The sequence below is a fragment of the Nocardia sp. NPDC004582 genome (genome assembly GCF_053602115.1).
On the sequence record NZ_JBSGCY010000165.1, the window covers coordinates 1 to 13,317 of the forward strand.

Annotated in this window: 10 protein-coding genes; 7 read left to right on the forward strand and 3 right to left on the reverse strand. The window is 69.7% G+C overall.

What is annotated here, in order from left to right; genetic code table 11:
* Both ACWELJ_RS29895 and ACWELJ_RS29900 read left to right on the forward strand, forming a co-directional pair.
* A partial coding sequence (locus ACWELJ_RS29895) for an amino acid adenylation domain-containing protein (RefSeq protein WP_452369455.1) occupies window positions 1-4,281 on the forward strand: 4,281 nt, incomplete at its 5' end.
* The gene (locus ACWELJ_RS29900; protein ID WP_452369456.1) at window positions 4,278-4,961 is read left to right on the forward strand and encodes a DUF6875 domain-containing protein; all 684 of its coding nucleotides are present in this window, start codon (window positions 4,278-4,280) and stop codon (window positions 4,959-4,961) included. The genes ACWELJ_RS29895 and ACWELJ_RS29900, both read left to right, overlap by 4 nt.
* Window positions 4,962-4,967: 6 nt before the next feature.
* Here the strand turns inward: ACWELJ_RS29900 and ACWELJ_RS29905 are convergent, their stop codons facing one another.
* A complete protein-coding gene (locus tag ACWELJ_RS29905) occupies window positions 4,968-5,615 on the reverse strand; it encodes a TetR/AcrR family transcriptional regulator (protein WP_452369457.1) in 648 nt (215 codons plus the stop codon).
* A 105-nt stretch (window positions 5,616-5,720) separates the two neighbouring features.
* On the opposite strand from ACWELJ_RS29905, the gene ACWELJ_RS29910 reads away from it, so the two are divergent.
* Window positions 5,721-6,971 (forward strand): oxygenase MpaB family protein, encoded by a 1,251-nt coding sequence (locus tag ACWELJ_RS29910; protein ID WP_452369458.1) that lies wholly within the window; start codon window positions 5,721-5,723, stop codon window positions 6,969-6,971.
* A gap of 83 nt (window positions 6,972-7,054) precedes the next feature.
* A complete protein-coding gene (locus ACWELJ_RS29915; RefSeq protein WP_452369459.1) occupies window positions 7,055-8,032 on the forward strand; it encodes an NAD(P)H-dependent flavin oxidoreductase in 978 nt (325 codons plus the stop codon).
* Between the two features lie 71 nt (window positions 8,033-8,103).
* Here the strand turns inward: ACWELJ_RS29915 and ACWELJ_RS29920 are convergent, their stop codons facing one another.
* Window positions 8,104-9,828, reverse strand: a complete 1,725-nt coding sequence (locus ACWELJ_RS29920; RefSeq protein WP_452369460.1) for a GMC family oxidoreductase N-terminal domain-containing protein — start codon at window positions 9,826-9,828, stop codon at window positions 8,104-8,106.
* Between the two features lie 148 nt (window positions 9,829-9,976).
* Here ACWELJ_RS29920 and ACWELJ_RS29925 point away from each other — a divergent pair, with 148 nt between their 5' ends.
* Together ACWELJ_RS29925 and ACWELJ_RS29930 are read left to right on the forward strand one after the other, a co-directional pair.
* On the forward strand, window positions 9,977-10,144 hold the full coding sequence (locus tag ACWELJ_RS29925; RefSeq protein WP_452369461.1) for a hypothetical protein: 168 nt from the start codon (window positions 9,977-9,979) through the stop codon (window positions 10,142-10,144).
* Between the two features lie 4 nt (window positions 10,145-10,148).
* Complete coding sequence (locus ACWELJ_RS29930) at window positions 10,149-11,300, forward strand: YeiH family protein (protein ID WP_452369462.1); 1,152 nt, start codon at window positions 10,149-10,151, stop codon at window positions 11,298-11,300.
* 60 nt (window positions 11,301-11,360) lie between these two features.
* On the opposite strand, the gene ACWELJ_RS29935 is transcribed toward ACWELJ_RS29930, so the two are convergent.
* Window positions 11,361-12,503, reverse strand: a complete 1,143-nt coding sequence (locus ACWELJ_RS29935) for a lipase family protein (protein ID WP_452369463.1) — start codon at window positions 12,501-12,503, stop codon at window positions 11,361-11,363.
* A 223-nt stretch (window positions 12,504-12,726) separates the two neighbouring features.
* Between ACWELJ_RS29935 and ACWELJ_RS29940 the strand changes: the two genes are divergently transcribed.
* Window positions 12,727-13,317: NADPH-dependent FMN reductase (locus ACWELJ_RS29940; protein ID WP_452369464.1), on the forward strand; the 591-nt coding region annotated here is incomplete at its 3' end.

The window sequence follows — 13,317 nt, forward strand, 5'->3', positions numbered from 1 at the left end:
GGCCAGGTTTCGGCTGTCGGAGACCTCGGTGGGGATCTGCCCGACGCCGCCGCGGCGGCCGTGCTGGGCATCAACGCCGCCACCACGGACACGGCGGAGGGACCGGCCCTGACCGCGGCCTGGGACTACCCGGCCGGGCTGATCACCGCCGCCGAGGTCACCGGCCTCGCGGAACTGTGGAGCGAGGCGGTGACGGCACTCGCCGAGCACGCGTCCCGGCCCGGCGCCGGCGGGCTGACGCCCTCCGACCTCGAACTCGTCGACCTCGATCAGGCCGCGATCGACCGGATCGAGGCCGAATACCCCGAGCTGGAAGACATCTGGCCGCTGACGCCGCTGCAGGCGGGACTGTTGTTCCACGCGCAGCTCGCCGACGGCGCCCGCGACGACTACATCGTGCAACTCCGGATGGACCTCGGCGGACAGGTCGACGCGGACCGATTGCGCCGTGCCGCACAGACTCTCGTCGGGCGGCATCCGAACCTGCGGACCGCGTTCGTGCGCGACAGCGCGGGCGAACCCGTCCAGCTGGTACGGCGCCGAGTCGAGGTGCCGTTCCACCGGATCGACCTCACCGAAGACGCCGACACCGAGCACACCGGCACCGAGGCCGCGGTCGAGCGGCTCATGGACGCCGACCGGCACTTCGACATGACCGCGGCGCCGCTGCTGCGCCTGACCCTGGTCAGCACCGCCCCACAGCGGTACACACTACTGCTGAGCATGCACCACATCCTGATCGACGGCTGGTCCACCCCACTGCTGATCCGGGAGCTGCTGATCCTCTACGCCGCTGACAGCGACCCCGCGGCCCTGCCCTCGGTGCGTCCCTATCGCGACTACCTGGCGTGGCTGGAAACCCGGGATCTGGTCGCGGCGGAAGCGGCTTGGAGCCAGGCGCTGGAGGGCGTCACCGAGCCGACACGGCTCGCGCGAGCGGACGGCGGACTCCCGGGCGCCGACGCCGCGCGCGAGGTCGAGGTGCGGCTGAGCGAGGAACGCACCGCGGCCCTGGTCGACGTGGCCCACCGGCAGGAGAGCACCCTCAACACCATCGTTCGCGCGGCCTGGGCGATCGTGCTCGCGAGCGCGACCGCGCGCGAGGACGTCGTCTTCGGCGCCACCGTCTCCGGACGCCCGCCCCAGCTGGCCGGCATCGAATCGATGATCGGGCTGTTCGTCAACACCGTGCCGGTCCGGGTCCGGCTCGACTACGGCGAAACCCTCGCCCGGCTACTCCGGCGCCTCCAGACCGAACAAGCCGCGCTGCTCGACCACGACCACCTCGGACTCGCCCGGATCCAGCAGGTGGCCGGCACCGGCGCGCTGTTCGACACCGTCACCGTGTTCGAGTCCTATCCGGTCGACGCGTCCGGCTTGTCCGAAGACACCGATATCGCCGGGATGCACGTCCTCGACGTGCGGGGACGAGACGCCGCGCACTACCCGCTCGGCCTGATCGTCCACCTCGGCGCCCAGCTGCGGTTGACCTTCGAATATCAGCCCGATTCGTTCACGCCACGCCAGATCGACGCCCTCGCCGACCGGGTGCGCCGGGTGCTGGACGCCATCACCGACGACATCGACCTCCCGCTGCGGCGAGTCCAGCTGCTGTCGCCGGACGAGCTGGCCGCCCTGGCCCCGGTGCGCGGCCTGCCCAGCGCGGCGATCTCGACGCTGCCGCAGCTGCTGGCCGCCGCGGCGAGCTCGCACTCGGACGCGGTGGTCTGTGACGGCGAAGGGCTGTCCTACCGCGAGCTCGACGAGACCTCGAACCGGTGGGCACGGGTCCTGATCGACGCCGGGGCCGGACCGGAATCGCTTGTGGCCGTGGCTCTGCCGCGTTCCCTCGACACCATCATCGCCCTCTGGGCGGTCGTCAAGACCGGCGCGGCGTTCGTTCAGATCGACCCCGACCAGCCCCTCGACCGGATCAGCGACATTCTCGCCGACGCCGACGCCGACGCCATCGTCGGGCTGACCGCCGAGTCCTATCGGGACCGGCTGCCGGACACCACCGGCTGGCTCTGCTTCGACAGTCCCGGATTCGCCACGAAGGCGGCCTTCGCGCGGGCCACCGCGATCGACGATCGCGAGCGCACGGCCACGCTCCGGCCCGAGCATCCCGCGTACCTGATCTACACCTCGGGCTCCACCGGGATCCCCAAAGGGGTCGTGGTCACCCACACCGGGATCACGAATCTGGCCGCCGAGGCGCGGGAGCGGTTCGGCCTCACCGCATCGTCGCGAATGCTGGCCGCGGCCTCACCCAGCTTCGACGTGTCGATCCTGGAATGGGTCAGCGCCGTCGCGGCCGGGGCCACGCTGGTGGTCGCTCCCGAGCACGTCGTCGCGGGTTCCGAACTGGCCGAACGGATTACCGCCGCACAGGCCACCCACGCGGCGTTCACCCCGACGGTGCTCGGATCCCTGCCGCCGGGCGAGCTCGGCACGCTGCGAACCCTGATCCTCGGCGGCGAGATCTGCCCGCCGGATCTGGCGAATCGATGGGTGCCGGGCCACACGCTGATCAATACGTACGGGGCCACCGAGACCACCGTCCTGAGCTGTAGCGACCCCGCCCTGACCGCGACGACGGACAGTCCGCTGTCGATCGGCGGCCCGACCCGCGGGTTCTCCGCCGTGGTCCTGGATCGCCGGCTGTGCCCGGTTCCGCCCGGAGTGCCCGGCGAACTGTATCTGTCCGGGCCGGGCGTCGCTCGCGGCTATCACCGGCAACCGGCGCTCACGGCCGAACGATTCCTCCCCGACCCGTGGGGGCCGCCCGGAACACGCATGTATCGCACCGGCGATCTGGTCGCCTGGAACGGCGACCGGGGACTGCGGTACATCGGCCGCAGCGATCTGCAGATCAAGGTCAACGGCCATCGCATCGAACCGGGCGATATCGAGGCCGCGTTGCGCGCTCACCCCGACGTCTCCCGGGCCGCCGTCGCGGTCCACCGCCGGCCGGGCGGCGGCGACCAGCTCACCGGCTATGTGGTGCTCGCGCCGCACACCACGCCGGACATCGCGGCGCTGCCCGGGTATCTCGCGACCCGTTTGCCCACCCACATGATCCCCACCAGCATCGTCACCCTCGACCGCATACCGCTCACGACCACCGGCAAACTCGACTACCGGGCCCTGCCGGTGCCCGACCTGCGCCGGTCCCCGTTCCGAGCACCCGCCACCCCGCTCGAGGCGGCCGTCTGCGCGGCCTTCGCCGAGACGCTGGACATCGAACGGATCGGCGTCGACGACGGCTTCTTCGCGCTCGGCGGCAACTCGCTGGCCGCGACCCGGCTCGTGGCGCTGCTCGCGGAGTCCACCGGGATCACCGCGCCCTTGCAGTGGCTGTTCACCGATCCGACGCCGCGCATGCTGGCCCGCCGCATCGAGGGCCGCCGCGACGGCCTCGGGGAACCGGAGTCCGGCACCGGGGATCTCGCCGAGGCGCTCGCCGTCGTGCTGCCGCTGCGGGCGGAGGGAGTCGAACCGCCGCTGTTCTGCGTCCACCCGGCCATCGGATTGGCTTGGGGTTTCAGCGGATTGGTGCAGTACCTCGATCCCGACCGTCCGGTCCGGGGACTGCAATCCCCCGCGCTGTCCGACCCGGCCGTGCGGTTCGACACCCTCGACCAGCTGGCGGCCCGCTACGTGCGGGAGATGCGGGCCGTCCAACCGCACGGTCCCTATCATCTGCTCGGCTATTCGCTCGGCGGCACCATCGCACACGAGATGGCCGTCCAGCTCCGCCGCGACGGCGACGCCGTGGCCACCCTGGCCATGATGGACACCCGGGTCGTCGCGGCCGACAGCGCGCGGGCGCCGACCCCGTCGGTGGCGACCATGCTCACCGAGTTCGGCGGTATCGCGGTTCCGGACGGCTCCACCGAGCTGACCGTCGAGGCCGCGGCCGAGTTGCTGCACCGGCAGGGCGGGCTCTTCACCGCGGTGACCGCCGAGCATGTCGTGCGCCTGCAGGACGACTACACCCGGCTGATCGACCTCACCCGGGAGCATCGGCCGGGCTCGTTCGACGGCGATCTGATCTACTTCAGCGCCGCCGACGACCCCGTCGACGGATCCTCGCCCGCTCGCGCCTGGAGAAACCATGTCACCGGGCGCGTCACCGAGCACCGGATTCCCGTCCGGCACGAACGGATGACCGATCGAGATGCGCTCCGCGCCATCGGCTTCGTGCTCACCGAGCATTTCCGGTCCATCCGCACTGTCCCCACAGAGTCACAAACACCAGCAAGGACGAGCCGATCATGAACACCGACCGATTCGTCGGAACACGTTCCGGCGTCGAGCCAGTCAACCTCTTCGACCCCGATATCGCGGCCGGCAACGGCGCCTACCCGCGTGCGGCCGAATTGCGCCGGTGGATGGTCGAATACCTGTGCCGATCCCACCCCGACCTCGGCCGGCCCGGGGCGGTCTGTCCCTACACCAGCCACGCCATCACGATCCGATCCCTGTGGGCCGCGTTCATCACCGGTCGTGAGATCGACCGCGCGCGCATCGCCGAGATCGTCGCCGACCTGTACGACCTGTTCCCCGCCCTGCCGCCCCCGAACGAACCCGACTCCCGGCTCAAGGCCGTCCTCGCGGTCTTCCCCGACCTGACCGAGTACGACGACATCGAATCGGTGCAGCGCGACCAGAAGACCAAGTTCGTCCGGCAAGGTCTGATGCTCGGACAGTTCTACCCGGGCTGCAGCGTCCCGGGCCTGCACAACCCGTCCTTCGCCGCCCTCGACGCGCCGCTGCCCATGCTGGCCATCCGCTACATGGCCCCCACCGATTTCCCGTTCCTCAACTCGCGCCACGAATGGATGGACTACTACCTGCAGATCTTCGCCCCCGCCATCCCCAAGTTCATCGCCAGCGCCATGTCCGACAAGCTCGTGCAGACCTCCGACGATCGCGAGAGCACGCACCGATCGCGCTGAACGTCTTCAGCCGGTGGCCATTTCGCGTTGCACGGTGGTGGTGATCTGCGCGGCGGTGAGGATCATGGCCACCAGGAAGTCGACGAGCTGGGCGCGGTCGATATCCAGTTCGCCGCGCAGCCATTCGGTGAGGATCTCCAGGCCGCCGTGCGCGACGGTACGGGCCGAGAGCTCGGCGTACATGCCCGTGACGGCCTCCGCGCCGAGCAGTTCACGGCCCTGGTCGAGCATGACATTCGCGACGACGCCCACGAGTTCGGTTCTGCGGTGCCGCAATTCGTCGGTGAGCTGCATGTCGATGGTGAGCCGCCGCCGGGCCGGATGGTCGGCGATGGCGGTGATCCCGGCCTCGACGACCGCGCGCAATCGAATGCGGGTGTCGGCCGGGGCCGTGGTGATGGCGGTCATGACCGCACCGACGACCTCGGCGAGCTGCTCGTCGGCCAGTTCGTACAGCAGCCGGTCGGTGTGGCCGTAGGTCTCGTAGAAGTAGCGGTCGTTCAGCCCGGCGCGGGCACAGAGGGCGCGCACCTTCAGACCCGCGATGCCCTCCTCGGCGATGGCCTCGAGGGCGGCCTCGCGCAGGCGTTCGCGTCGCTGGTTCCGGCGTTCGTCCGCGCTGAGCCCGGCGTAGCGCCCACGAGGTGTTTCCACGGTTCCACCCTGCTCTCTTGCCCTGCCCCGAGGTTTGGTGAAGACTATCACCAAATGTTTGGTGACATCCTTCACCAGAACCTGAGCGCACCCAGGAGGCACGCAATGACGCGTTCCGAGTTGCCCGATCCGGTGATCTTCCGGGAGTTCCCCTTCAATGTCGGGGTCAAGGTCCTCGCCCCCGGCGATATCCGCCCCACCCCCGAACAGCAGGCGGCCTACCGCAGATTCACCGCCATGGGCGATCCACTGGCCGACGACGTGGTCGCGATGTTCAAGCGACTGCCCACCGGACAGGGCCGGGCGCTGTTCGAGACGGCCCTGGAACGCGGCATCGATCAGGTGCCCGACGCGCCCGCCGAGCTGAAAGCCCTTTTCGCGCAACTCGATTCACTGCCGTTCTGGCTCGACCAGGACAAGCTGGACCTCGCCGCCCGGGTCAGCGGCCGGGTCGGGCCGTGGGCGACCAATCTGGCCCTGTCCATGTTCGCGCTCAATGGCGGCTATCTGGCCTCGCGGGCCGGAAAGGTGCTGATCGGCACCGGCGGCCTGTCCGCCCGGAACATGGCCCCGCGCCGGGTCGCCGAGACCGTGGGCTGGTGGATGGACGCCACCGCGCGCGGCGGACTCGAGCGCTTCGCGCCCGGGTTCACGAACACCGTGCGGGTGCGCATCATGCACGCGCAGGTCCGCGCCGGGATGAAGCAGCGGCCCGACTGGGACTACGAGCAGTGGGACGAGCCGGTGAACCAATCGCTGACCGCGGGCACCCTCATGCTGTTCTCGCTGGCCACCATCGCGGGCTGCAATACGGTCGGACTCACCTTCTCCCGCAAGGAGAAAGCGGCCGTGTACCACCTGTGGCGCTACGTCGGTCATGTCATCGGATTGGACCCGGAGATCGTGCCCGCCGACGAGACCGACACCTGGCGGCTGCTGTGGCTGCAGGCCGATTACGAATTCCTGCCCGACGCGGATTCGCGGGCGCTGTCCCAGGCGCTCATCTCGGCACTCGGCAGCATCTACGGTTTCGACGGCCGCGACCTGCGCTCACGGCTGTTCAGCCGGGCCTACACCCTCTACGCCGCGTCCTATGGCCGAATCATGGTGGGCCGCACCAATGCCGACTTCCTGGAGATGCCGCGCAACCGGTTCTTCATGGCGGCCGTTCTCGCCACGGCGGCGATCAATGGCGCGCTGGAGGTGCCGCGCCGGATCATCCCGGGCGCCACCCGGTTCAGCGAGACCGCGGGCCGCCGCGTCACCGAGCGCATGCACGCCCGGATCGTGCGCGCGAACCGGCCCGACCACAGCTACGCCCGCCATGATCGGTTGACCCCAACCCGCGCCGCCTGAATTTTCCTACCGCCTAGTAACATACGCGGGGTTGACAAGGGGTTTCAGGCGAAGCCCCTGAGAGCTACGAGAGTTGTTCATCCATGAGCCTGCCGCCCATCCTGTCCGAGCGTCTGCGTCTGCCCGCGGTCGCCTCTCCGATGTTCATCGTGTCCGGGCCCGAACTGGTGATCGCCCAGTCCAAGGCGGGCATCGTGGGTTCGTTCCCCTCGCTGAACGCGCGTCCGCAGTCGCTCTTCAAGGAGTGGCTGGTGCGGATCAACGAGGAACTCGCCAAGCACGACGCCGACAATCCGGACCGGCCGTCCGCGCCCTACGCGGTGAACCTGATCGTGCACAAGAGCAATGACCGGCTGGACGAGGACCTGGCCACGGTGGTCGAGCACCGGGTGCCGATCGTGATCACCTCGCTGGGCGCGCGGCCGGACGTGAACGAGGCCGTGCACTCCTACGGCGGCATCGTGCTGCACGACATCATCAACAATGTGTTCGCGCACAAGGCCGTCGAGCGCGGGGCGGACGGCCTGATCGCGGTGGCGGCGGGCGCGGGCGGGCACGCCGGGCCGCAGTCGCCGTTCGCGCTGGTCCAGGAGATCCGCGACTGGTTCGACGGGCCGCTGCTGCTGTCGGGCTCCATCGCGCACGGCCGGTCCATCCTGGCCGCGCAGGCCGCGGGCGCGGACCTGGCCTACATCGGCTCGGCCTTCATCGCCACCGACGAGGCCAATGCCGTCCCCGGCTACAAGCAGATGATCGTCGACTCCGCCGCCGGCGACATCGTCTACTCCAACCTGTTCACCGGCGTGCACGGCAACTACCTGCGCGGCAGCATCACCGCCGCGGGCATGGACCCCGACAACCTGGGCCAGTCCGACCCGTCGGCCATGGACTTCGGCACCGGCGAATCGGATGCGGCCACGCCCGGGGCCAAGCCGTGGAAGGACATCTGGGGCTCGGGCCAGGGCATCGGCGCGGTCGACGCGGTCGTCCCGGCCGCCGACCTGGTCGAGCGGCTGATCCGCGAATACGACGAGGCCAAGGCGCGCCTGCTGGCGCTCTGATCGAATACGCAGGGCGGGAGCATGTTTCGCGCCCGCCCTGCGTGTGCTCCGGAACTCTCGCTTCCCGGAGGCTATGCCCCGGGCACGTCGGCGCGGGGAGTCTTGATCTCCACGATCGGCAGTCGCAGGGCGGCCGGAGCCGAAGGCGGGACCACCGGGCTGCCGGGCGCGATCGGGGCGATCCGCCGATAGGGCGCACCCGGCTCCGGGCGGGTATCGGGCTCACCCTTGTTGGGCCACAACGAGATCGCGCGTTCGGCCTGGGCGGTGATGGTCAGCGACGGGTTGACGCCGAGGTTGGCGGAGATGGTGGAACCGTCGACGACGTGCAGGCCCGGGTGCCCGAACAGGCGGTGGTAGGGGTCCACGACGCCGGTGGCCGGGGTATCGCCGATCACGCAGCCGCCGATGAAGTGGCCGGTCATCGGGATATTGAAGATGCTGCTGCTGGTGGCGGCGGTGGGGACGCCGTCGATCTTGCCGGCGATGCGCCGGGCCACCTCGTGACCGGACGGGATCCAGTCCGGATTCGGTTGCCCCACACCCTGTTTGGTGGTCATGACGCGACCGAACAGACCGCGTTTGGTGTAGGTGGTGATGGAGTTGTCCACCGACTGCATGACCAGCAGGCCCATCGTCTGCTCCGACCAGCGGCGCGGGTTGTGGATGCGCACCAGATCGCGGCGGTTGCGGCCGAGCTCGCGCAGCCAGCCCCGCCAGCGCGGGCCGTCGCCGCTCACCATGGCGGTCGTCATGGGCGACATGGCATTACTGCCCTTGCCGTAGCGGACCGGCTCGATATGGGTGTCGGGGTCCGGGTGGATGGACGAGGTGATGGCCACGCCCTTGGTGAAGTCGGTATCGCGCTCGCGACTCCGAACCGCCAGCAGCTCTTCGGAATTGGTGCGCGAGAGCTCGCCGAGGCGCTCCGAGACGTGCGGGAGGGAGCCGCGGTCGCGCAGCCGGTGCAGCAGCTTCTGGGTGCCGAGCGCGGCGGCCGCGAAGATCACCTGTTCGGCGGTGAACTCGTGTCGCTGCCCGCGGACCCAGCGGCCGGTCCGGGTGGTCGTCACCGCGTAGCCCCCTCCGGACAGCGGCCGCACATCGGTCACCGTGGTCAGCGGACGCACTGTGGCCCCGGCCTTTTCGGCCAGGTACAGGTAGTTCTTGACCAGGGTGTTCTTGGCGTTGTGGCGGCAGCCGGTCATGCATTCGCCGCAATGGGTGCAGGTGCGGCGATCCGGTCCCACGCCGCCGAAGAACGGGTCGGGCACATCCTCACCGGGACGGCGGCCCGGACCGCCGAAGAAGACGCCGACCGGTGTGCGCCGATAGGTGTCCGCGATGCCCATCTCCTCGGCCACTTCTCGCAATACCCGATCGGCCGGGGTGGTCGCCGGATTCTCGGTGACGCCCAGCATCCGCTTGGCCTGGTCGTAGTGCGGAGCGAGTTCGGCCTTCCAGTCGGTGATATGACCCCACTGGCGGTCGGCGTAGAACTTGTCCGGCGGCTCGTAGAGGGTGTTGGCGTAGACCAGCGACCCACCCCCGACCCCCGCGCCCGCCATGATGAAGGTGTCCTTCAACAGCGTCAGCCGCTGAATCCCGAAGCAGCCCAGCACCGGAGCCCACAGATAGCGCCGCACCCGCCACGAGGTCCGCGCGAACTCGTCGTCGGCGAACCGCCGCCCGGCCTCCAGTACGCCGACGCGGTAGCCCTTCTCGGTCAATCGCAGCGCGCTCACACTGCCGCCGAACCCGGAGCCGATCACGATGACGTCGTAGTCGAATCGCATGGCTCGACGCTACGACCTGCGGTTATGACAACATGACAGACCGGCGGCCACAAAATCCACACTTTCGGCCAGCGGGCTGGAATCAGGGCGAGCGCAAGGGTGTCCGAAAAGCTCCGGCGGGCTCATAGTCCATGACGCTGTATGCGTTATGACCTGGAGGTTCCTGGTGAACAGTCCCACTCCCCCGCCGCCCGCCGCGCGCTCGTCGCGGCTCGACGCCCTCGGGCGATTGGGGGCCGATTGGTGGTCCGTGATCGTTTCGGGCGTGGTGGTCGTGCTCGCCGTGCTCGGCGCCCTGCCGAAGATTCCGTGGTGACGGCATGAGCGACACCACTCTCGACACCGGAAAGAACCTCGAAACCGGGTCCGCCGCCGCCGAATTCGAGCAGCCGTCCGGGCCGCTCACCGTCGGGCGGCTGCTCTCCTACATTCCCGGCGTACTGCTGTTGATCGCCGTCGGAGTGCTCGGCAAGTACGCGCAGATCTGGTGGAACACCACGGCCAAGCATCAGCACTGGACCGTCCCCGATATCGAATACGTGCTGTGGGCCATCGTGATCGGCCTGGTCATCACCAATACCGTCGGGCTGCACCCGATCTTCCGCCCCGGTGTCGGCACCTACGAGTTCTGGCTCAAGATCGGCATCGTGGCGCTGGGATCGCGGTTCGTGCTGGGCGATGTCGCGAAGCTGGGCGGCACCAGCTTCCTGCAGATCCTGGTGGACATGACGGTGTCGGGGGCGATCATCCTCGCGGTGGCGCGCTGGCTCGGGCTGTCCGGCAAGCTCGGGTCGCTGCTGGCCATCGGCACCTCCATCTGCGGGGTGTCGGCCATCATCGCGGGCAAGGGGGCGATCCGGGCGCGCAACTCCGATGTCAGCTACGCCATCGCGGCGATTCTGGCGCTCGGTGCGGTCGCGCTGTTCGCGCTGCCGCCGCTGGGTCACGCGATCGGACTGAGCGATCACGAGTTCGGGCTGTGGGCCGGTCTGGCCGTGGACAATACGGCCGAGACCACGGCCACCGGGTACCTGTTCTCCGACGAGGCGGGCAAGGTGGCGGTGCTGGTGAAGTCCACGCGCAACGCGTTGATCGGGTTCGTGGTGCTGGGGTTCGCGGCGTACTGGGCCTCGCGCGGCGAGGCCGACGCGATCGCGCCCGGCCTGCGCGCCAAGGCGGCGTTCGTGTGGTCCAAGTTCCCCAAGTTCGTGCTGGGCTTCCTGGCGGTGTCGGCGGTGGCCACCTTCCACTGGCTGTCCAAGCAGCAGACGACCAACCTGGCCAACGTGTCCCGGTGGGCGTTCCTGTTGACCTTCGCGGGGGTCGGGCTGAACACCAATATTCGTGAGCTCGCCCGCACCGGTTGGCGACCGCTGGTGGTCGCGGTGGTCGGACTGGTCACGGTGGCGGTGGTGTCGCTCGGGCTGGTGTTGTTCACCTCGCGCGTCCTGCACTGGGGCGTCGCCGGCTGAGGCCGATTGTGACGGAGGGACGGGATCCGATCCGGATCCCGTCCCTTCGCATGTCGAGGATTACGCGCCGCGTTGCAGAGCGGGGGCTGCGGCGTCTTCGGCGAGCCGCTCGGACAGGAAGCGCATGGCCGGTCCGGCGAAGGCCATCGCGCCGCCGATGTGCTCACGGCCCTTCAGGGTTCGCATGGTGACGCCCGCGCCGAGCGCCGTCCAGTCCTCGGCCAGCCGCACGGCCTGCGGATACGGGATGACCTGCTCGGCGGTGCCGCCCGCGACCAGCACCGGGGCAGTGGGGGCGATGCCGCCGAGACGGTTCTCCAGCAGCCGGGCCTTCACCTCGGGCACCTCGAACGGCAGCCGGTGGCAGTAGGTCGAGACGCGGGTCGGGACCAGCAGGCCCGCGCCGACGCCGAGCAGACCGGCGGCGGCGATGTGGGTACGGCGGAACAGCGCGGCCAGCGCGCGGCCCTGGGTATTGAGGTGCCGCAGCACGTTCAGTTCCGGGTAGGCGGCCTCGATGCCGAGGACCCCGTAGAAGAGCAGGAACGCGGCGGGGGTGCCGTCGAGGAACTTCACCATGTCGAGCATGTCGGCGGGGGCCGAGCCGACCGCGCCGCCCGCGATCCGCAGCTCGGGGGCGTAGGTGGGCGCCAGCTGCAGGGCCCAGCCCGCCGCGTTGCCGCCCTCGGAGTAGCCGTAGATACCGACCGGACCGTCGGGATCCAGGTCCGCTCCGGTCACGTGCCGCGCGGCGCGCACGCTGTCCAGCACGGCGGGGCCGAGGGCGCGGCCCATGACGTACGGGTGCAGGCCGGGATTGCCGAGCCCGGGATAGTCGGTGACGGCCAGGGCCCAGCCGCGATTCAGGGCGACGCGCAGGAAGACCGACTCGTATTCGAGGCCGAAGCGCAGCTGCCAGGAGGCGGCGGCCACGGTGCTCGCCAGGCCCTGGGTGCCGACCGCGTAGCCGACGAGCGGGCGGGGGCCGGGACCGCGCCACGGCGTGTTCGGAACCAGAACGGTGCCGCTGACCTGCGTCGGGGCTCCGGTAGCGGTGGTCGAGGTGTAGCTGATGCGCCAGGCGCGCGCGGGCAGTCCGATTCCGGGCAGCAGGCGCGCCGTCATCGGTTCGGCGGCCAGCAGTCTGCCGGGTCCGAACGCACCGACCGCCGCCTCATCGAAGCGGTTGGTGTTCGCAGTCATCGTTGCCTGCCCTTCTCGCACTAACTCTCGTTATGCAGTTGTCGCGCAACCGGATCCGAGGGGCATCAGCTGTCCCGGACAGTCCGGCTGATCGAAACCATACCCACTATGCGAGATAACGACACCTCTTGTCACAACAACTCCCAGTCGGTGGGACGGCGCATACGAGACAGCTGACCAGATCACCCGAAATACTCCCGCCCCGCCGCGGGTTGCCGAAGCTGTGACCATTCCGCGCATCCTGCTGGTCTCCGGCAGCACCCGTGAGGCCTCGACCAATACCGCCGCGCTGCGCACCATCGCCGCCGGCGCCGGATCGGACTTCGTGGCCGTCCGGTACGAGGGCCTGCTCGACCTGCCCGCCTTCGTGCCGGGCGCCGATCCCGAGCCGCCCGTGGTCGAGGCCCTGCACCGGCAGCTCGCCGCGGTCGACGCGGTGCTGTTCTGCACCCCCGAATACGCGGGCATGATCCCCGGCAGCCTCAAGAACCTGCTGGAGTGGACGGTCGGCAACGCCGATCTCAGCGACAAGCCGGTCGCCTACGTGAACGTCGCCTACGAGGGCCGCGGCGAGGCGGCGGTGGCGACCCTGCGCACGGTGCTCGGCTATGTCGGGGCCGACCTGGTCGAAGCGGCCTGCGGCCGGATCACGGTGCTGCAGAGCGCCGTCGGACCGGACGGATTCGTCACCGATGCCGAGGCCCGCGCCCGCCTGAACGCCGCGACCTGCTCACCGATATCGGCGCGCTCATCGCCGCCGAGGCCCGCCGCAAGGATGTGTACGCGGTGCTGGGCCCGACCATCAACCTGCACC

Excerpts from the sequence above, each read along its gene's own strand:
- ACWELJ_RS29935 (WP_452369463.1), bottom strand. The coding sequence starts at position 12,503 with ATGACTGCGAACACCAACCGCTTCGATGAGGCGGCGGTCGGTGCGTTC.
- ACWELJ_RS29900 (WP_452369456.1), top strand. The coding sequence starts at position 4,278 with ATGAACACCGACCGATTCGTCGGAACACGTTCCGGCGTCGAGCCAGTC.
- ACWELJ_RS29910 (WP_452369458.1), top strand. The coding sequence starts at position 5,721 with ATGACGCGTTCCGAGTTGCCCGATCCGGTGATCTTCCGGGAGTTCCCC.
- ACWELJ_RS29920 (WP_452369460.1), bottom strand. The coding sequence starts at position 9,828 with ATGCGATTCGACTACGACGTCATCGTGATCGGCTCCGGGTTCGGCGGC.
- ACWELJ_RS29930 (WP_452369462.1), top strand. The coding sequence starts at position 10,149 with ATGAGCGACACCACTCTCGACACCGGAAAGAACCTCGAAACCGGGTCC.
- ACWELJ_RS29925 (WP_452369461.1), top strand. The coding sequence starts at position 9,977 with ATGACCTGGAGGTTCCTGGTGAACAGTCCCACTCCCCCGCCGCCCGCC.
- ACWELJ_RS29915 (WP_452369459.1), top strand. The coding sequence starts at position 7,055 with ATGAGCCTGCCGCCCATCCTGTCCGAGCGTCTGCGTCTGCCCGCGGTC.